Source organism: Mesorhizobium sp. WSM4816 (assembly GCF_055811535.1).
Map to the genome: position 1 here is coordinate 131,543 of NZ_JBVVQR010000013.1, position 19,202 is coordinate 150,744.

The 19,202-nt window shown below is 62.7% G+C and carries 20 protein-coding genes and 1 pseudogene; 19 read left to right on the forward strand and 2 right to left on the reverse strand.

Going from position 1 to position 19,202, the window contains the following annotated elements:
• Positions 1 to 295: 295 nt before the first annotated feature.
• From AC0L3H_RS16485 to AC0L3H_RS16495, 3 genes are all read left to right on the forward strand, one after another.
• Entirely contained in the window at positions 296 to 700 is a 405-nt protein-coding gene (locus AC0L3H_RS16485; protein WP_473586170.1) for a hypothetical protein, read from the forward strand.
• A gap of 400 nt (positions 701 to 1,100) precedes the next feature.
• Positions 1,101 to 1,631, forward strand: coding sequence for a protease adaptor protein RcdA (gene rcdA / locus AC0L3H_RS16490; RefSeq protein ID WP_091593429.1), 531 nt, complete (start codon positions 1,101 to 1,103; stop codon positions 1,629 to 1,631).
• 413 nt (positions 1,632 to 2,044) lie between these two features.
• Positions 2,045 to 2,395: a DUF2200 domain-containing protein gene (locus tag AC0L3H_RS16495; RefSeq protein ID WP_473586171.1), complete on the forward strand. Its 351-nt coding sequence runs from the start codon at positions 2,045 to 2,047 to the stop codon at positions 2,393 to 2,395.
• A gap of 245 nt (positions 2,396 to 2,640) precedes the next feature.
• Here the strand turns inward: AC0L3H_RS16495 and AC0L3H_RS16500 are convergent, their stop codons facing one another.
• Positions 2,641 to 2,928: a hypothetical protein gene (locus AC0L3H_RS16500; RefSeq protein WP_473586172.1), complete on the reverse strand. Its 288-nt coding sequence runs from the start codon at positions 2,926 to 2,928 to the stop codon at positions 2,641 to 2,643.
• A gap of 310 nt (positions 2,929 to 3,238) precedes the next feature.
• Between AC0L3H_RS16500 and AC0L3H_RS16505 the strand changes: the two are divergent.
• The 6 genes and pseudogenes from AC0L3H_RS16505 to AC0L3H_RS16530 all read left to right on the forward strand — a co-directional run.
• Positions 3,239 to 3,439, forward strand: a pseudogene (locus tag AC0L3H_RS16505) (LysR substrate-binding domain-containing protein); the annotation flags it as partial.
• Positions 3,440 to 3,618: 179 nt separating this feature from the next.
• The gene (gene ruvC, locus AC0L3H_RS16510; RefSeq protein ID WP_287319837.1) at positions 3,619 to 4,128 is read left to right on the forward strand and encodes a crossover junction endodeoxyribonuclease RuvC; all 510 of its coding nucleotides are present in this window, start codon (positions 3,619 to 3,621) and stop codon (positions 4,126 to 4,128) included.
• A gap of 10 nt (positions 4,129 to 4,138) precedes the next feature.
• On the forward strand, positions 4,139 to 4,759 hold the full coding sequence (gene ruvA, locus AC0L3H_RS16515; protein WP_473586173.1) for a Holliday junction branch migration protein RuvA: 621 nt from the start codon (positions 4,139 to 4,141) through the stop codon (positions 4,757 to 4,759).
• Between the two features lie 41 nt (positions 4,760 to 4,800).
• Entirely contained in the window at positions 4,801 to 5,076 is a 276-nt protein-coding gene (locus AC0L3H_RS16520) for an AbrB/MazE/SpoVT family DNA-binding domain-containing protein (protein ID WP_473586174.1), read from the forward strand.
• Entirely contained in the window at positions 5,076 to 6,113 is a 1,038-nt protein-coding gene (gene ruvB, locus AC0L3H_RS16525) for a Holliday junction branch migration DNA helicase RuvB (protein WP_027152903.1), read from the forward strand. Before AC0L3H_RS16520 ends, ruvB begins: the two co-directional genes overlap by 1 nt.
• Before the next feature lie 124 nt (positions 6,114 to 6,237).
• Entirely contained in the window at positions 6,238 to 7,152 is a 915-nt protein-coding gene (locus tag AC0L3H_RS16530) for a metallophosphoesterase (protein ID WP_473586175.1), read from the forward strand.
• Here the strand turns inward: AC0L3H_RS16530 and AC0L3H_RS16535 are convergent.
• Positions 7,146 to 8,396, reverse strand: a complete 1,251-nt coding sequence (locus AC0L3H_RS16535) for a glycoside hydrolase family 5 protein (protein ID WP_473586176.1) — start codon at positions 8,394 to 8,396, stop codon at positions 7,146 to 7,148. The genes AC0L3H_RS16530 and AC0L3H_RS16535 overlap by 7 nt on opposite strands.
• A 133-nt stretch (positions 8,397 to 8,529) precedes the next feature.
• Between AC0L3H_RS16535 and ybgC the strand changes: the two genes are divergently transcribed.
• The 10 genes from ybgC (at position 8,530) to ftsH (ending at position 18,972) form a co-directional block, all read left to right on the forward strand.
• Positions 8,530 to 9,003 (forward strand): tol-pal system-associated acyl-CoA thioesterase, encoded by a 474-nt coding sequence (ybgC, locus tag AC0L3H_RS16540; protein ID WP_473586177.1) that lies wholly within the window; start codon positions 8,530 to 8,532, stop codon positions 9,001 to 9,003.
• Between the two features lie 293 nt (positions 9,004 to 9,296).
• Positions 9,297 to 10,007: a protein TolQ gene (gene tolQ, locus AC0L3H_RS16545; RefSeq protein ID WP_027152907.1), complete on the forward strand. Its 711-nt coding sequence runs from the start codon at positions 9,297 to 9,299 to the stop codon at positions 10,005 to 10,007.
• A gap of 9 nt (positions 10,008 to 10,016) precedes the next feature.
• Positions 10,017 to 10,475 carry a protein TolR gene (tolR, locus tag AC0L3H_RS16550; RefSeq protein ID WP_091593413.1) on the forward strand — a complete coding sequence of 153 codons (459 nt, stop codon included), beginning with the start codon at positions 10,017 to 10,019 and terminating at the stop codon, positions 10,473 to 10,475.
• A 7-nt stretch (positions 10,476 to 10,482) separates the two neighbouring features.
• Positions 10,483 to 11,640, forward strand: a complete 1,158-nt coding sequence (locus AC0L3H_RS16555) for an energy transducer TonB family protein (RefSeq protein ID WP_473586178.1) — start codon at positions 10,483 to 10,485, stop codon at positions 11,638 to 11,640.
• A gap of 68 nt (positions 11,641 to 11,708) precedes the next feature.
• Complete coding sequence (gene tolB / locus AC0L3H_RS16560; RefSeq protein ID WP_245268562.1) at positions 11,709 to 12,992, forward strand: Tol-Pal system beta propeller repeat protein TolB; 1,284 nt, start codon at positions 11,709 to 11,711, stop codon at positions 12,990 to 12,992.
• Positions 12,993 to 13,069: 77 nt separating this feature from the next.
• Positions 13,070 to 13,447, forward strand: coding sequence for a four helix bundle protein (locus AC0L3H_RS16565; protein WP_473586179.1), 378 nt, complete (start codon positions 13,070 to 13,072; stop codon positions 13,445 to 13,447).
• 251 nt (positions 13,448 to 13,698) lie between these two features.
• Positions 13,699 to 14,205 (forward strand): peptidoglycan-associated lipoprotein Pal, encoded by a 507-nt coding sequence (gene pal, locus AC0L3H_RS16570; RefSeq protein WP_128177544.1) that lies wholly within the window; start codon positions 13,699 to 13,701, stop codon positions 14,203 to 14,205.
• 203 nt (positions 14,206 to 14,408) lie between these two features.
• On the forward strand, positions 14,409 to 15,470 hold the full coding sequence (gene ybgF, locus AC0L3H_RS16575) for a tol-pal system protein YbgF (RefSeq protein ID WP_473586180.1): 1,062 nt from the start codon (positions 14,409 to 14,411) through the stop codon (positions 15,468 to 15,470).
• A 73-nt stretch (positions 15,471 to 15,543) separates the two neighbouring features.
• Complete coding sequence (gene tilS, locus AC0L3H_RS16580) at positions 15,544 to 16,920, forward strand: tRNA lysidine(34) synthetase TilS (protein WP_473586181.1); 1,377 nt, start codon at positions 15,544 to 15,546, stop codon at positions 16,918 to 16,920.
• A 123-nt stretch (positions 16,921 to 17,043) separates the two neighbouring features.
• Positions 17,044 to 18,972 carry an ATP-dependent zinc metalloprotease FtsH gene (ftsH, locus tag AC0L3H_RS16585; RefSeq protein ID WP_091593402.1) on the forward strand — a complete coding sequence of 643 codons (1,929 nt, stop codon included), beginning with the start codon at positions 17,044 to 17,046 and terminating at the stop codon, positions 18,970 to 18,972.
• Positions 18,973 to 19,202: the final 230 nt, after the last annotated feature.

Consider the following 19,202-nt stretch of genomic DNA (forward strand, 5'->3'; position numbering starts at 1 on the left):
TGGAAGCCGCCGGCAGCCGAGCCGTCAGCAGCGTTGTTTCGGAACGATGTTGCGCGGGAGGCGGCTTTGTTCGGCGTCCTGTGAGACACGGCCGGAAGGGAACCGCTCGAGGATTGCGCAAGCGCGTCCCGCCGTTTTCGGCTATTGTGGCAGCGCCGGGGAAGGGTCGGGCGCGATGCGACATCGTCCAGAAACATTGCCGATGCTAATGCGCCGATGCCGGGGACCCGGTGGCGGGGCGACCGCCTGATCTCAACCCATTCCCATGACGGGAAAAGGCAAATCGGGGCACACAATGCAAAAGGTAGCACGAAACTTCTTCACGCTGGCCGTTGTCTACGCACTGGTCGGAATGGCGCTCGGCCTGCAGATGGCGATCAGCAAAGATCATGCGCAGATGCCAACCCACGCCCACATCATGGTGGCCGGATGGCTGATGTCGGCGGTGTTCGCCTTCTTCTACCATCTGTTTCCGGCAGTCGCGGAAAAGACGCTTGCCACCGTGCATTTCTGGTTGACGGCAATCAGTGGCACCGGCCTGTTGATCGGCCTTTACATCATGCTTGCCGGCAACCCGGCGATCGAGCCGCTGGTGGCAACATCCTCGATCGGCTTTTACGCGGGGCTGCTGCTGTTCGCCTATATCGCGCTGCCGGCGGCGTGGAAGGCAGAGCGGCATGCTGAGATGCAAAAGGCCTGAGTCCAAAGGTCTAGGCCCCAAAAAGCCTGGAGTTGTTGTGCTGTTACGGCACAGGCGGGCGACGCTTGTTCAAAAAATATCCACGCTGTTAGGGCTTCATTAAGCTTTACGGGCGTTTACTATGCGCATCCAGTGATCTGGATTCTTACCGAGTGGTTGGAGCCACTTTGTTTGACGCCTCCCTGTTAAACTCCTGAGAGCCGCCTTATCCGCGGCTCTTTTTTTTCGGCGATCCGGATTGCCGGTCGCCCGTGCCGCTGCGCCGCCGTTAACCGTTTGTTAAACATGTGCTTGCCTTCACCGGCGGCGAAGCGCATTTTCAAGCCTCGGTCATATAGGGTGCAGGCAGACGGCGATGACGCCGATTCGGCCGGCTGTAAGGCAAGTGCAGGGCGTATCGATGAACGATCCTTCGATGGGAAGCGCGAAAACCATCAAGCTGGCGGAGCGCCGGGTTTTCTCCCAATCCTTCAAGCCGCTCTACCAGGAAGGCATGGGCCTGGTCGAGCAGGCGGCCGAATATCTGGACGGCAAGGGCCGGGCCGAGGCGAAGAAACTGTCCAGGCTGGCGGCGACGCTCTATGCGGCCGAGTCGATGCGACTGACCACGAGGCTGATGCAGGTCGCCTCATGGCTGCTTCTGCAGCGCGCCGCGAATTCCGGCGAGATGACTCGCGATCAGGTTGCTTCCGAAAAATCCAAGGTGCGTCTCGATACCGCTTCCGCCAACAACGATGCCGCAGGCTGGGTCGAGCTGCCCAAGGATTTTCTTGACCTCATCGACCGCTCGCTGCGCCTGCAGGCGCTGGTGCGTCGCATGGACGAAGAAATCTACGGCGGCGCCGTGGCCGAGGCCGCTCCATCCGGCCGCCGCATCAATCCGGTTTCCGATCAGATCACGCTGCTCAACACGGCTTTCGCCCGCGGCTGAGAGACTGTTCGATAATTCTCCGCTAAACGCCAGGAGCGTCCTTTTGTGGGCCAATCCTCAAATCGTGTTCGGGCCGAAATGGGGCCGCAAGCCGCCGGGTTGGCTTCGAGCATAATTGCGCAAACGCGCCATTTCCGCGCTCACTAGTCCCCATACTGCCCAGTGGCAGGCTAGACAGGCACTAGATCTTGCATTGCCCGGTAGGATAGCCAAACCTGTGCCCGAGTAGCGCGACCGGGTCATCCGTTGAAGGCAAGATCAATAACGACGTCCGGATCCAGTCGTCGCAGGATGCGATCGACGCGATCAAAGCATTGCCGAGGCGACGAGCACGGGTAGAATTGACGCGGACAGCATCGAACATCTGCGGCGCTGTTTCAAACCTCTGGTCCAGCCCGCATAAGGGGGGTGCAATGACCGAGCATCGAATCTATTCCATGAGCTTTGCCAGCGTCTATCCGCACTATGTCGCCAAGGCGGAAAAGAAAGGACGCACCAAAGCCGAGGTTGATGAGATCATCCGCTGGCTGACGGGCTACACCCAGAAGCGGCTGGACGCCCAGCTGAGGAAGAAAACCAGCCTGAAGGATTTCTTTGATCAGGCGCCTCAACTGAATCCTTCTCGGAATTTGATCACGGGGGTGATCTGCGGTGTCCGGGTGGAAGACATCGAAGACCCGCTGATGAAGGAAATCCGCTACCTCGACAAGCTGATCGACGAGCTTGCCAGGGGCAAGGCGATGGAGAAGATCTTGCGGAAATGACGCGATCGCACGATCGCATCGACCGCGATCCGCCAGATCGGATACCTGAAGAACGCCGTTGGCGAGGGTCGCGACGGCATCGACAACGATGGACACAACGAAATTCGACATCGACACAGGGCGGCTTCGGCCGCCCCGTTTGATGGCAACGGATGACGTTCACGGCTCTGTAGCACGGCGGCGACGAGCCCGACACGATGTCGCAGGCATATCCACGCGACGGGCACCAAGGGCCGTCGCCGACTCTATGTGTCCTTTACGATTCTCGGCTTGATTGATCGGCGGGGTTGAGCCGCACTTTCAAGGGCCAAGGCCAGCCGTTTCTCGTCTTCGAGGGCGCGATCGACTGCCTCGATTTCCTCTTGGAGCTCCTTTAGCTTGGCTCCGTAGCTGGAGCCATCGCTGTCCCCGATCTGAAAGCCGCTTGCCCGCATTGCGTCGCGGGTATGGTGCACGTTACGGACTCCTTCGCGTCGAGTCGCGACCAGGATTTCCCTGAACTCTCCAAGACGTTCAACGTGATTGCGAGTCATTGCGTTCTCCCATTTCGTCGTCATCGGCGCTGGCGGTGATTCAGCACGGCCAAAACCTACGGCGCAGAAGGTTTAAGCGACTCTAAGAGACAGGCTCGACAAAACATGAATGCGGAAGCTCAAATTTGACCGACTTGCAATAAAGTGGAGCGCGGGAGGAGGAAACGGCTTGGGCCCGACCGATCGCCGACCAGGTGCTGGACTCTTCGGCCGAGCGCGTCTGCTGCACGGCGCTAGCTGGTTCTGCCCTCTTCCTGCACCCAGCCCTGACCGCTCGTGATGATAAGCATCTGGCCTGCCGGGCCAGACTGTCCGCGCGGCGGCCAGTGGATACGGCATCGCCTACGTCCCGGAGAACATCGTCGAGCAGCACATCGCACGTGGCAAGCTGGTTCAGCTTCTGGACGATTGGTCGCCGCTTTTTGAAGGCTATTTCCTCTACTATCCGAGCCGTCGTCAAAATCTTCCCGCGTTCAAGGTCATCGTCGATGCGCTACGACATCGGAATTGAAGCGAGGGGATCTACGCGCGGCTCACGGACCCAAATGTCCGCTCCGCTTCGGTTCTCGCAAACCACGCCGTCTGTCTCGTCAGAACGAATTCTCAAACAGCCTGTGGGACGCAGCGGAACCGTTTCTGGTTTGTTCACATTTCGCTGGCATCGCTGTCCGCCACGGGTAGACTTGGCGGATGGGGGAAACGATTCGCATCATCGGCATCGATCCGGGGCTGAGGCGCACCGGCTGGGGCATCGTCGAAAGCCTCGGCAACTCGCTGCGCTTCGTCGCCTCCGGCACCGTGCGTTCAGACGACAAGGCGGCGCTGGCGACACGGCTTTGCCAGTTGCATGACGGGCTTGCCGAGATCCTGCACGCCGCCATGCCGCACGAGGCGGCGGTCGAGCAGACATTCGTCAACAAGGATGCCGCCGCGACCCTGAAGCTCGGCCAGGCGCGCGGCATCGCCATGCTGGTGCCGGCGCTGGCCGGCCTGGTCGTTGCCGAATATGCGCCCAACGCCGTCAAGAAGGCGGTGATCGGCGTCGGCCATGGCGACAAGAAGCAGATCCACATGATGGTCAAGGTGCTGATGCCGAAGGCGACGTTCGACACCGACGATGCCGCCGACGCGCTGGCCATTGCCATCTGCCACGCGCATCATCGGCAGAGTGTTGTCTACAGGTTGGCGGCGCTGGCATGAAGGACCACACATGATCGGCAAGCTAAAAGGCACGCTGGACGAGATCGACGAGGATTTCTGCATCATCGATGTGCACGGCGTCGGCTATATCGCCCACTGCTCGGCGCGCACGCTGGCCGCCTTGCCGGCCCCCGGCGAGGCGGTGGTGCTGTTCATCGAGACCTATGTCCGCGAAGACATGTTGAGGCTGTACGGTTTCCAGTCGGTTCTTGAGCGCGAATGGTTCCGGCTGCTGATGAGCAATGTGCAGGGTGTCGGCGCCAAGGTGGCGCTGGCTATTCTCTCGACGCTGGCGCCGGCCGATCTCGCCAATGCCATCGCGCTGCGTGATATTGCCATGGTCAGCCGCGCGCCCGGCGTCGGCAAGAAGGTGGCCGAGCGCATTGTCACCGAACTGAAGAACAAGGCGCCGGCCTTTGCAGGCGCTGCCTCCGGCACCATCGGCCTGAAGCAGGAGCTTGGCGAAGGCGTCGCGCCGGCGCCGATCACCGACGCCGTCTCGGCGCTGGTCAATCTCGGCTATTCGCGCGATACGGCCGCCAATGCGGTGGCGGCGGCGCTGAAAAGCGCCGGTGAGGACGCGGATGCGTCGAAGCTGATCCGCTTCGGGCTGAAGGAACTGGCGCGGTGAGACCGTTGCCCGAGAAATAAATTCCGACTAGGAACAAGAGCATGGGCAGATATGCGGGCTTAACCTCCAGGGGGCAGCTTACGATTCCAAAGAAAGTCCGGGACGCGTTGTCGCTCAAGGCGGGCGATACGGTTGCGTGGACGGTCATGGACGGTCTTCTGATAGGAACGCCGCGAAATCATAGATTTGCCGACCTTGCCGGATTTCTGGGCAATCCGCCCGGCGGGCCTGCCACGCTGGAGGAAATCGACGCCGCGCTAGGGGATGCCGTCGGTCGCCACGCCGCCGGCGATCGCGATGGAAGTGGGCGCGCCTGATGAGCCTTTCGCCACGCCTCATTGCTCCCGACAAGCGCGGCGAGGACGCCGAGCAGACCTTGCGTCCGCAGACGCTCGGCGATTTTGTCGGCCAGGCGGCGGTGCGGGCCAATCTCAAAGTGTTCATCGAGGCCGCCAAGGGCCGCAGCGAGGCGCTCGACCATGTGCTGTTCGTTGGCCCGCCCGGCCTCGGCAAGACGACGCTGGCGCAGATCATGGCACGCGAGCTCGGCGTCAATTTCCGCTCGACCTCCGGTCCGGTCATCGCCAAGGCCGGCGATCTCGCAGCACTGCTCACCAATCTCGAAGATCGCGACGTGCTGTTCATCGACGAGATCCACCGGCTCAACCCGGCGGTCGAGGAAATACTCTATCCGGCGATGGAGGATTTCCAGCTCGACCTGATCATCGGCGAAGGGCCGGCGGCGCGTTCGGTCAAGATCGATCTTGCCCGCTTTACCCTAGTCGCTGCCACCACCCGGCTCGGCCTTTTGACCAATCCGCTGCGCGACCGCTTCGGCATTCCGGTCCGCCTCAATTTCTACTCGGTCGAGGAACTGGAGCAGATCGTGCGCCGCGGCGCCCGCATCCTTGCCATGCCGCTCGGTGACGATGGCGCGCTGGAGATCGCGCGGCGCGCGCGCGGCACGCCGCGCATCGCCGGCCGGCTGTTGCGCCGCGTGCGCGATTTTGCCTCCGTCGCCGGCGACGGTCACGTCGACCGCCAGATCGCCGACGAGGCGCTGACGCGGCTCGAGGTCGATGCGCTCGGCCTCGACGCGCTCGACCGCCGCTATCTCTCGATGATCGCTCGGAATTTTGGCGGCGGGCCGGTCGGCATCGAGACCATCGCGGCAGGGCTTTCCGAGCCGCGCGACGCCATCGAGGACATCATCGAGCCCTATCTGATCCAACAGGGTTTTATTCAGCGCACGCCGCGCGGCCGCGTGCTGACCGCCAATGCTTGGCGGCATCTCGGCCTCGATGCGCCGAAGGACCTGGCGCAGCAGCAGATCAGCCTGTTCCAGGAAGAGTAGCCGCGCGGCCTTGCGGCTCCATTCCTGCGCAAAATCTCCTAATCCTGGTCAGCTTGCCGGCGCATTTGCGGGCTCTAACGCTTCGCTGTGGGACCGTCGGTTCCACGAGTGACGGGGTTGAGCGATGATCACCAGACGCGGCTTCCTGCGCCTCATCGGCGGTTCCTTCCTATCTGCCGTGTCGCTCAGCGCTTATGCGGTTGGCCTCGAGCCGATGCTGCTGACACATGTAAAGCGCCATTCACTGACCCCGCCAAACTGGCCTGCAGGATTGCGGCTTCGCGTTGTCGCTCTCGCCGATATTCATGCCTGTCGGCCATGGATGACGCCGGAGCGGATCAGGTCACTTGCCGAACGGGCGAACAGCCTGCAGCCGGATCTGATTGTCCTGCTTGGCGACTATGCAGCCGGCACACGCCTGGTTACGGACTGGGTGGGCTCCTCCGAATGGGCGCCGGCATTGTCAGGCCTGAAGGCGCCACTCGGGGTGTGGTCAATCCTTGGCAATCATGACTGGTGGGAGGACCTTTCCGCGCAGAAGGCCGGGTTGGGGCCGACGGTGGCGCGCCGGGCGCTCGAGAGCGCCGGCATACCGGTCCTGGAAAACGATGTGGTGCGCCTGGAAAAAGACGGGCATGGCTTCTGGGTCGCCGGACTTGCCGACCAACTTGCGCTGCGGCCGGGCAAGGCCTGGGGCCGCAGCAGGTTCAAAGGACTGGACGATCTGCGCGGCACGCTGGCAAAGGTAAGCGACAAGGCTCCTGTTATCCTGCTGGCACATGAGCCGGACATTTTTCCGAAGGTCCCATCACGGGTATCGTTGACTCTTTCGGGTCATACCCATGGTGGACAGGTGCGGTTACTCGGCTATTCTCCGGTCGTGCCATCCCGCTTCGGCAACCGTTTTGCCTATGGCCATGTCGTGGAGGAGAACCGCAACCTGATCGTCTCCGGAGGCCTCGGTTTCAGCATCCTGCCGGTGCGTTTCGGGATGCGTCCAGAGATTCTTTCGATCGACCTGGGTTCAGCACTTCAATGAAGTGACCTGATCGCGTCCATCACATCCGGCTCGGCCTTGTCGCCATCAAAAGCGTCGACGATGCCGAAGGCGCCGCCATAGCTCCAGACCGACCATGCGAAGCCATAGGCTTCGGCGCGCGCGATCATGTCCCTGGCATAAGCGGCACGGTATTCGGCCGGCATCACGTAGGCATTGCCGTATTCCTGGCGGATCATGCCGAATTCGCCGAGCGTGATGTTCTCCGGCTTTATCCCGTTGGCCTTTGCCCAGGCCTCGACCCTGGTGAACGGCGCATCCATCGTCTCGCGCAGCTCCTCGTCGGTGTCCAGGCTGGCGACCTGCTCGTCGAGATAGGCAAGCAGGCCGCTCTGGCGCGCCCATGGCGCCTCGGCCTTGATCCTTGCGCGGATCGTATCGAGCGCAGTATCCAGCTGGGCGCGCGAGACGGCGCTGAGCGGATAGGGCAGGCCGGTGACATAGGGGATGAAGTCGCCGGCCCAGGTCGCGCCCTGATGGGTCAGCAGGAACGGGTCGTAGGAGTGAAAGGTCCAGATGATGTTGTCGTCGGGGATCGCCTTCGGATCGATCTTTGCCAGCGATACCGCATTGGAATAGCAGGCGCCGGTCAGAATCAGGGTGAGCCTGGTGGCTGACGAACGCGCCGCCGCGAACAGTTTCTGCTGGCGCTCCGGCCACAGGCCGGTGCCGTCGGCGTCGCAGTCGATGACCGGCTCGTTCATCGGCTCGAAAGCGACTTGGCGCGGATCCTCATCGGCCAGCGTGCGCGCCATCTTGCGCACCATTTCGACATATGCGTCGAACATTTGTGGATCGTCCATCACCTCGCCCATGCCGATCTTGCGGCTGCTGCCGCTGGGGATCAGGTGCATGTCGACGATCACCTTCAAGCCGGCGCGATTGATCATGCGCACCGAGGCCAGCACGCTGGCATAGAGCTCGTCGCGCAGCGTCAGCGTCTCGCCTGACAGAAACGGCGACGGATCGACGGGCATGCGCAGGAAATCGAAGCCGGCGCTCTTCAGCGCCTTGAGGTCGTCGTCGTTGAGGAACTTGCGCCATTCCGGATAGGGCAGGATTGCCCGCCGGTCGCCCCATTTGTCCTCGCCCGGCCATGTCGTCCATTGGTCGAGATTGAGGCCGCGCTTCATCGAAAAACTTGCCGCCTGGCCCGGCAGCACCAGCGCGGCCAGCACAAGCAGCGCCGCCACCAAGGTCTTGATCATCGCCGCCAACAGTGCCATCGGGTTCATGCGCCAAGTTAAATGCTAATGCGTGTTGCCCAAAACTGCGCAGCGGTTTTGCGACAACGACGCGCCCGGAACCTGAACCGCGTCGCGCTTTAGGTGCCCGGTCAGGCCAAAAAAGGAAAGCGCGATGGACGATCATGGTGAATCGGCGGCGCTCTGCGCCGGGCTTTCTGGCGCGCTGACCGAATTCGGCCACCGGCTGATGGCGCGGGTCTACTATGCCGACACCGATTTCTCCGGCGTCGTCTATCACGCGCGCTATCTCGAATTCTTCGAGCGCGGCCGTTCCGATTATCTCAGGCTTGCCGGCGTCCACCACATCGAGCTTGCCGACGGCAAGCACGGCGAAAGAATAATCTGGGTGGTGCGGCGCATGGAGATCGACTTTCGCGGCTCCGCCCGCATGGACGATGTCTTGACCATCGAGACGCGCACCGAGGACATTTCGGGCGCCCGCATCTTTATGGCGCAGCAGCTGAAGCGCGGCGGCGAGGTGCTGGTCGAGGCGCGGGTCGAGGCGGCGATCATCGGCGAGAACGGCCGGCCAAGGCGCTTTCCGAAGGAATGGATCGCAACCTTTATGCCCAAGACAAATCGGTAGTTCAAATCGGCAAGTTACCGATCCCAATGATCCGCTGACGATGCCAGGTGGCTCGCCCAAGGCGCGGCAATGCGCCGCGCTGTGCGTCCTAACCCATCCTTAACCATAACGGTTCATGAAGAGAGTGGTGAAGATTGGAGGAATCCAGCGCCTTCCTTTCACCAAGATTTGCCCTGAAAAGGCCGCCTACGGTGCATTTTGGGGTTATTCCGCAAGCTTTGCGCGAACGGATTGCAAGGGATGCCTATGGGCCAGCCGCCAGCCGTGCCCGGAAAATTCTTAAGGACGTAACCATGGAAAATATCGCACTCGCCGAACCGGGCGCGCATTTGTCGATTTGGGCGCTGTTCACGCAGGCCGGCTGGGTGGTCAAGCTGGTCATGATCGGGCTGCTCGGCGCCTCGATCTGGACCTGGGCGATCATCGTCGACAAGCTCGTCGCCTATGGCCGCATGCGGCTCGCGCTCAATCGCTTCGAACAGGTGTTCTGGTCCGGGCAGTCGCTGGAAGAGCTCTACCGCACGCTCGCAGACCGCAAGACGTCAGGCATGGGCGCGATCTTCGTCGCCGCCATGCGCGAATGGAAGAAGAGTTTCGAGAAGGGGGCGAAATCGCCGCTGGGCCTGCAGACCCGCATCGACAAGGCGATGGACCTGGCGCTGACCCGCGAAATGGAAAAACTGGAAGGACGGCTTGGCTTTCTCGCCACCACTGGCTCGGCGGCGCCGTTCATCGGCCTGTTCGGCACCGTGATCGGCATCATGACCTCGTTCCAGGCGATCGCGGCATCCAAGAATACCAGCCTGTCGGTGGTCGCACCCGGCATTGCCGAGGCGCTGCTGGCCACGGCAATAGGCCTGCTGGCGGCTATCCCCGCCGTCATCGCCTACAACAAGCTGTCGTCGGACGCGAGCAAGATCGCCGTGCGCATGGAAGGGTTCGCGGACGAGTTCTCTGCCATACTCTCGCGCCAAATCGATGAAAAAGTCGCGCAGAAGGCCTGAGGAACAATCATGGGAATGTCTGTAGGCGCGGGTGGCGGGGGACGCGGTGGTCGCGGCCACAGGCGGCGCGGCCGCCATCACGCCATGATATCGGAAATCAACGTCACGCCGATGGTCGACGTGATGCTGGTGCTGTTGATCATCTTCATGGTCGCCGCGCCCTTGCTGACGGTCGGCGTGCCGATCGACTTGCCGGACACGCAGGCCAAGGCGATGAATGTCGACACGCAGCCGATCACCGTCTCCATCAACTCTGCCGGCCAGATCTATCTCCAGGAGACTGAAATCCCGGTTGAGGAACTGGTGGCGAAGCTGCAGGCGATTTCGAAGACCGGCTATGACGAGCGCATCTTCATCCGCGGCGACAAGTCCACCGACTATGGCACGGCAATGAGGGTGATGGCCCGTATCTCGGCCGCCGGCTACAAGAACATCGGCCTGGTCTCGTTGCAGGAACAGGATCAGTAGACGCTAAATGAGAACCGGCCTCACCACATCGGTGATCTTGCATGCGGTCGCGATCGGCTTCGGCCTGTTCACGCTGTCGGCGCCGGCGGCGTTGCCGGCGTCCGATGCCGAGTCGCTGGCGGTCGAAATCGTGCCGATGGAAGCGATCGCGCAGCTACAGCAAGGCGACAAGAAAGCTGCGGTGAGCGAAAAGCCGGCGCCATTGCCGACCCAGCGCCCGGACATCGTGGCCGACGCGAAGACGGTCGGCGACGCCAGCGTCGATACCGACAAGCCGCCGACGCCGGATCCCAAGCCACAGCCCGTCGACAAGGCTGAGGCGCCGCCGCCGGCGCCGACGCCGAAAGAAAAGCCCAAGCCCGAGGACGCGCCGAAGCCGAAGGAGCCGCCGAAGCCTGTTCCGGCGACGGAGGTCGCACCGGTGCCGCAGCCGAAGGAAGAGGTCAAGCCGGAGCCGGTCAAGCAGGCGGAGCCCAAGCCGACGCCGGCCAAGGAGCCGGCGCCGACGCCGCCGCAGGACAAGACCGCCGCCATCGACCCGAAGCCCGAGGTCAAGCCGGACGCCGTCGCCGAAGCGATTGCCCAGGAGCCGCCAAGCGAGGAGACGCAGCTTCCGGACTCGGCGCCCGCCCCGCAGGCGCGGCCGAAGCCGCAGCCGGCCCAGGCCGAAAGCGCCAAGGCGCCCGAGCGCAAGGACGCCGACAAGCCGGTCAAGGAAGCCTCGTCCAAGCCGAAATCGGAAGACAAGCAGTTCAATGCCGACGAGATTTCGGCGCTGCTCGACAAGCGCAAGCCATCAGGCGGCGGCGCCAAGCGCTCGACCCAGCAAGCATCGCTCGGCGGGGACAAGGATCAGGGCCAGAAGCTTTCGAGATCGGAACAGGGGGCGTTGGAGGCCCAGCTTGGTGGCTGCTGGACCTTGCCGGTAGGGCTCGAAGGCTCCGAGAACTTTGTCGTCGTCGTCCGGTTCAACCTCGACGCCTCCGGTAAGCTGGATGGACGGCCATCCGTCGAAACGTCGAGCGGCAACCGCCCGTTCGACGAAAGTGCCGTGCGCGCGGTTCAGAAATGCGATGTGGCCGGCCTGCAGGTTCCCGCGGGAAAACAAGACATCTGGGCCGACGTCCGGGTCACGTTCGATCCGAGGGAGATGCTGGGCCTGTAGGCTTGGCGCCCCGTAGAATCATTGAAGAGAAGCGAGAAGACATGAAATCCATCCTCAAGCCGCTCCTGATGATCGTAGCGATGGCGCTGGGCATGACTGCCGCCGCCACCTTGCCGGCGCGGGCGCTCGTTGAGCTCAATGTCAACAAAGGCAATGTCGAGCCGCTGCCGATCGCCATCACCGATTTCCAGGGCGGCGATGCGTTGGGCGCGGAGATTTCCGGCATCGTCAGCGCAGACCTGAAACGCTCTGGCCTGTTCGCGCCGATCGACAAGAGCGCCTTCATCGAAAAGATCTCGAACCCGGATGCCACGCCTCGCTTCGAGGACTGGAAGGTGATCAATGCCCAGGCGCTGGTCACCGGCAGCGTCAGCAAGGAGGCCGATGGCCGCGTCCGCGCCCAGTACCGGCTGTGGGACACCTTTGCCGGCCAGCAGATGTCGGGCGAGCAGTTCTTCGCCAACGACGCCAACACGAGGCGCGTCGCCCACATCATCGCCGACGCCATCTATGAGCGGCTGACCGGCGAGAAGGGCTATTTCGACACGCGCGTCGTCTTCATCGACGAATCGGGTGCAAAGAACGCGCGCAAGAAGCGCCTCGCCATCATGGACCAGGACGGCGCCAATATCCGCTACCTGTCGGACGGCAGGTCGATCGTGCTGACCCCGCGTTTCTCGCCAAACCGGCAGGAAATCACTTACATGTCCTATGAAAGCGGCCAGCCGAAGGTCTATCTGCTGCAGATCGAGACCGGGCAGCGCGAACTGGTCGGCGATTTTCCCGGCATGACCTTTGCGCCGCGCTTCTCGCCCGACGGCCAGAAGGTGATCATGAGTCTGCTGCGCGACGACGGCAATTCCAACATCTTCGCCATGGATTTGAGAAGCCGCTCGACGACCAGGCTCACCAACTCGACGGCCATCGACACCTCGCCCTCCTATTCGCCGGATGGCAGCAAGGTGGTGTTCACCTCCGACCGCGGCGGCCGCGCGCAGATCTATGTGATGGGCGCCGACGGTTCTGGCCAGACCCGCATCTCCTTCGGCGACGGCGTCTATTCGACGCCGGTATGGTCACCGCGCGGCGACCTCATCGCCTTCACCAAGCAGACTGCCGGCGAGTTCCAGATCGGCGTCATGCGCGTCGACGGTTCGGGCGAGCGCATCCTTTCAACCGGCTTCCAGCAGGAGGGGCCGACCTGGGCGCCTAACGGCCGGGTGCTGATGTTCTTCCGCGATTCAGCCGGCGGCCCGAAACTAGTTTCGGTCGATCTCACCGGCCGCAACGAACAGTCGATCCCGACCTCGAATTTCGCTTCGGACCCGGCCTGGTCGCCGCTGCTCGAGTAGGCTGGAAGGGGAATTGAGGAATTGAGGAATTGGAGAAATGAAGAATTGAAGAGATGAAGAATTGAAGAATTGAAGAGATGGAGAAAACGGGAGGCTACATTAAGCGAGCGAGGGATCTAGAGGTCTATAAGCGCGCTTATGCGGTTTCTCTTGACGTGCACGGAGCCACCCTAGCTTTCCCGAAAATTGAGCAATACGCATTGGCCGATCAATTGCGTCGTTCCAGCAAGGGGATCTGCGCCAATTTGGCTGAGGGATTTGCCAAACAGACCCACTCCAAGTTCGAATTCGCACGGTTTATTTCGATGGTTCTGGGGTCGTGCAGTGAAGTGGAAACGTGGGTTTCATACGCGTTCGACCTAGGGTACATCACACAAGCGCAACGCGACGAGTGGTTGCAATGCTATGCCAACATCCATGGAATGCTGGTGAAACTGAGAGAGAAGCTAAGGTGACCTCTCGGCAGGTTCCTCATTTCTTCAATTCTTCAATTCTTCAATTCCAACTTTCCACGGCTTGGTCGCGTTTCAGCCGCATTTCTGCCTACGGTCCGCGCGCATTGTTGCCTCGTCGGATTCCCCTTGGGCAAAACGGCTGTGGACGGCAGCCGAAACCAAATTTTAACCGTGTTTCTTGAACGCCGGTTAACCCAAACGTGGTTACTGGACGATCAACGAAATCACTCGAATTGCGAAGGAGAGGCGGCATGGGCCGTATCGCAGCACTTACCAGAAACCCGGCGATGATCGCGCTGGTGGCATTGCTCGCCATCGCCGGCTGCGCCTCGAAGAAGAACCTGAACAGCGCCGCCGATCTCGGTCTCAGCGGCGCCGGGGCGGCAACGCCCGGATCGGCCCAGGATTTTACCGTCAACATCGGCGACCGCATCTTCTTCGACACGGATTCGTCCTCGATCCGCGCCGACGCGCAGACGACGCTTTCGCGCCAGGCGCAATGGCTGAATCAGTACAGGCAGTATGCCATCGTCATCGAAGGCCATGCCGACGAGCGCGGCACGCGCGAATACAATCTGGCGCTCGGCGCCCGCCGCGCCGCCGCCACCCGCGATTTTCTCGTCGCCAGGGGTGTTTCCGGCCAGCGCCTGAAGACCATTTCCTACGGCAAGGAGCGTCCGGTCGCGGTTTGCGACGACATCTCCTGCTGGTCGCAGAACCGCCGCGCCGTCACCACGATCAGCGGCGCCGGTTCCTGATCGGCAATTTTCCGATCGGCAGAAATGCAACACCTGCGTGCGAAAGGCGGCTGCGGCCGCCTTTTTCATGTCCGGCGCCCGGATGTGGGACTTGAAACAAAATTTGGCCGAAGTCCTGCGTCCTTGGTAATAACCGAGGCGCCTGACGGTCCACTCCGATCGGAAGGCATGCAACAGGCAAACAAATCCACGGCGAGAGGCACATGCATTTCAGATCGGTCTTGAGCGGCACGCTTGCGTTGCTGCTCGTATCAAGCGTCGCTGCCCCGGCAGTCGGCAATGAGCAAGGCACAGAAAAAAGCGGTTTTTCCTTCCGCCTGCCGACGCTCGGCATTTTCGGTGAAAAAAAGAAACCGGATCAGGTGCAATATGCACAGGATGGCACCGGATCTACCGCGCTGGAGGAACAGCTCCGGCAAATGAACGGCAAGATCGAGGAGCTCAACTTCCAGGTGCTGCAGATGCAGGAGCAGATCCGCAAGCAGCAGGAAGACAACGAGTTCCGCTTCCAGCAGCTGGAAGGCGGCTCGCAAGGCGCGCAGCAGCCACGCGAGCAGAAGAAGTCGGACGCCACCACCGACACCGACCGCAGCGTCGCCGAGGCTCCGGCGACGCAGCCGCCGGCCGATGCCGGCACACCGCCCGCCGGCGGCCAGGAGGTCATCGTCGAATCACCGACAGGCGAACCCGGCGCGGTGATCCCGGGCACGCCGCCGAAGACGTTCGGCACCATCACCGTCGACAAGAACGGCAATGTGATCGAGGGCAACGCGCGGGCACATGCACCGGCGCAGAACACAGCCCCCGTCCCCGGCGACCAGGCTGCCGGCGACCAGGCCGGCAAGTCCGACGATACGGTGGTCGCAGCGCTGCCTGCCACCGACGACCCGGAGGAGCTTTACCGCAATTCCTATCAGTTCATCCTGTCGGGCGACTACGGCACTGCCGAACAGGGTTTTCGCGACCACATCGCCCGCTTCCCCAAGGACGCCAAGACGGCGGACGCGCATTACTGGCTGGGTGAGTCGCTGCTCGGCCAGCAAAAATACCGCGACGCGGCCGAGACCTTTCTCGCCGCCAGCAAGGACTATCCGAAGGCCAAGAAGGCTCCCGACATGTTGCTGAAGCTCGGTGTGTCGCTGGTCGGATTGAACCAGCGCGACGTGGCCTGCGCCACTTTCGGCGAAATCGGCAAGCGCTATCCGAACGTTTCCGGCGCGCTCAAGGAACGCGTCAAGCAGGAAAGGGCGCTCGCGGCGTGCTAGTTTTTCTCCTGCATGTCGTTGCCCCAAGACTTGTTGCCCCAAATCCGGGGCCACTTTTGGGCGACATGCATTGATGCCCGAAACCGAGCCTGACCGTTCGGTTTTTTCGCAGATCGACTTTACCAGCGGCGCTGTTGCGGCCGTGTCCGGCGGCAGCGACTCGACCGCCCTTCTCCTTCTCCTCAAAGATCATCTCGACCGTACCGCGCCGGCAACGAAATTGCTGGCTGTGACCATCGATCACGCTCTGCGGCCGGGCTCGGCAGCGGAAGCACAGGCCGTGGCCAGGCTTTGCGCCGGGCGCGGCATTGCCCACCGCATCCTGGTCTGGTCCGGACGCAAGCCGTCGACCGGTCTGCCGGCTGCCGCGCGAGAGGCACGCTACCGGCTGCTGGCCGAGGCGGCTCAGGCGGAAGGTATCGGCTTGATCCTGACCGGCCACACGGCCGACGACCAGGCCGAGACGGTGCTGATGCGGCAAGCTCGCCAGGAGGGGGCGCGAGAGCCAGAGCGAGGTCTAGCCGGCATGTCACCGGCCACCCTCTATGACTGGCGGATCTGGATCGCACGGCCGCTTCTCGGCACACGGCGTGCGGCGCTGCGCGAAGTCCTGCGGCGCGCGAATGTCGGCTGGGCCGAAGACCCGACCAATGAAGACGAGGCTTTCGAGAGGCCGCGTATCCGCGCAGCGCTTGCCGACCGCAATGGTGCGCGGGAAGAGGCGTTGGCGTTGGCCGCGCGGGCTGCGGTAGAGCGCGAGCAGCTTGGCCATCGCGCCGCCGCGCTGATCCGTGGCTTTGCCAGCAGGCCCGCAGCCGGCCTTGTCCGTCTCGATCCGGGCTTTGCGACAGCCGTCGACGAGGCGGCGGCCGTATACGCGCTGCGCATCCTGCTGGCGACTGTCGGCGGCGTTGCGTTTCTGCCCGGTCAGGCTCGCAGCGAGGCGCTGCTCAACCGGCTGAGGCCCGGATCTCCTGGCACAACCCCAATTTTGGCTGCCCCGTTTTGCGCTACTTTGTCGCGGACGGTGGTCGATGCGCGGCGTGCCGGCATCTTCCTGCGTCGCGAAACCCGCAACCTGCCGCCCGCTGCGCCTGCCGTGAACAATGCCCTCTGGGACGGTCGCCGGAGGATCACATTGGGCGACGAGCCGGGTGCATTTTTGATCGCGCCGCTCGGCGCGGCTGGTGCCGCAAGACTGGCGATTGCCGAAAACGGCACGCAGCCAAGCCTTGTCCGCGCGGCTCTGGCGGCCGAGCCGGTGCTGTGGCGCGCAAGCGAATATCCTAGCGACAGCCCGGTCTTGCCAGGAATGGCGGTATGCCCGGTCGTCGCGCCCTTTGCCCGCTTCCTGCCGTCCTTCGACTTGGCGCCGGCCGGAACTGTCGCCGCGCTGATCGGTGCGCCGCGACTTCCTGCCTCGCCTTTCGGCGGCCACACTGCCGATTGATCATGGGCGAAAGCTTAACCGCGACATGCTGTTCTGCTTGGCAATGAAGGGCGCCATCCCTATGTTAGACCCAAGTTTCCTCTCACGACGCGTGTCCGCTGGCGGACACCAACGGGACAATTGATGAATCCGAATTATCGCAATCTCGCGCTCTGGGCGATCATAGCGGTCCTGCTCATCGCTCTCTTCAATCTGTTCCAGACGCCGCAGACGCGCGGAGCAGCGAGTGACGTCCCCTATTCGCAGTTCCTGCAGGACGTCGCGGCCGGCCGGGTCAAGACGGTGACCATCGCGGGCGCCCGCATCTCGGGCACCTATACCGACACCTCTACCGGCTTCCAGACCTATTCGCCGGGTGATCCATCGCTGGTTTCGAGACTCCAGGACAAGAACGTCACCATCAACGCGCGCCCCGAATCCGACGGTTCCAATTCGCTGTTCAGCTATCTCATCTCCTGGCTGCCGATGATCCTCATCCTTGGCGTCTGGATATTCTTCATGCGCCAGATGCAGTCCGGCTCCGGCCGCGCCATGGGCTTCGGCAAGTCGAAGGCCAAGCTTTTGACTGAAGCGCATGGCCGCGTCACCTTCCAGGATGTCGCCGGCGTCGACGAAGCCAAGCAGGATTTGGAAGAGATTGTCGAATTCCTGCGTGATCCGCAGAAGTTCCAGCGGCTTGGCGGCAAGATTCCGCGCGGCGTGCTGCTCGTCGGCCCTCCCGGGACCGGCAAAACGCTGCTTGCCCGTTCGGTCGCCGGTGAGGCCAACGTGCCGTTCTTCACCATTTCCGGCTCGGACTTTGTCGAGATGTTCGTCGGCGTTGGCGCTAGCCGCGTCCGCGACATGTTCGACCAGGCCAAGAAGAATGCGCCCTGCATCATCTTCATCGACGAAATCGACGCGGTCGGCCGCCATCGCGGCGCCGGCCTCGGCGGCGGCAACGACGAGCGCGAGCAGACGCTGAACCAGTTGCTGGTCGAAATGGACGGCTTCGAATCCAACGAAAGCATCATCCTGATCGCTGCCACCAACCGGCCGGACGTGCTCGATCCGGCGCTGCTCAGGCCCGGCCGTTTCGACCGCCAGGTGGTGGTGCCGAACCCCGACATCGTCGGCCGCGAGAAGATCCTGAAGGTGCATGTGCGCAACGTGCCGCTGGCCCCCAATGTCGACCTCAAGGTGATCGCACGCGGCACGCCGGGCTTTTCCGGCGCCGACCTGATGAACCTCGTCAACGAATCCGCCCTGATGGCGGCGCGGCGCAACAAGCGCCTTGTCACCATGGCCGAGTTCGAGGACGCCAAGGACAAGATCATGATGGGCGCCGAGCGCCGCTCGTCGGCGATGACCCAGGCCGAGAAGGAACTCACCGCCTATCACGAGGCCGGTCACGCCATCCTGGCGCTGAACGTGCCGTCGGCCGATCCGCTGCACAAGGCGACCATCATCCCGCGCGGCCGGGCGCTTGGCATGGTCATGCAGTTGCCGGAAGGCGACCGCTATTCGATGAGCTACAAATACATGATCTCGCGCCTCGCCATCATGATGGGTGGCCGCGTCGCCGAGGAGTTCAAGTTCGGCAAGGAGAACATCACCTCGGGCGCCTCCTCGGACATCGAGCAGGCAACCAAGCTGGCGCGCGCCATGGTCACGCGCTGGGGTTTTTCCGACAAGCTTGGCCACGTCGCTTATGGCGACAACCAGGAGGAAGTGTTCCTCGGCCATTCGGTGGCGCGCACGCAGAACGTATCGGAAGAGACGGCGCAGATCATCGACGCCGAAGTGCGCCGGCTGATCGACGAGGCCTATTCGACGGCCAAATCCATCCTGACCAAGAAGAAAAAGGAATGGATCGCGCTGGCGGAGGGGCTTTTGGAATATGAGACGCTGTCCGGCGACGAGATCAAGCAGCTGATCGCCGGCCACAAGCCGGCACGCGATCTCGGCGACGACACGCCGCCGAGCCGCGGCTCGGCCGTGCCGAAGTCCGGCAGCCGCCGCAAGAAGGGCCCGGAGCCCGAAGGCGGCATGGAGCCTCAGCCGTCAAGCTAGGGCTCGGCTCAGAAGATTGATTTCGAAAACGCCGCGGCCTGGACCGCGGCGTTTCTGTTTGAAGTTGGAGAGGGCTGCCGGAGTTGTCCGCGGCCTTGCACGCGCAGTTGGCGATTGGCGAAAGCCGGCATGGCGGCTAATCTCCCCCACGACGGCATATGCGCTAAGATAGGAGTTGCAGCGGGGAATCGGTTGTGATTCTACGCTGCGATGACTCACGAATCGCTTGT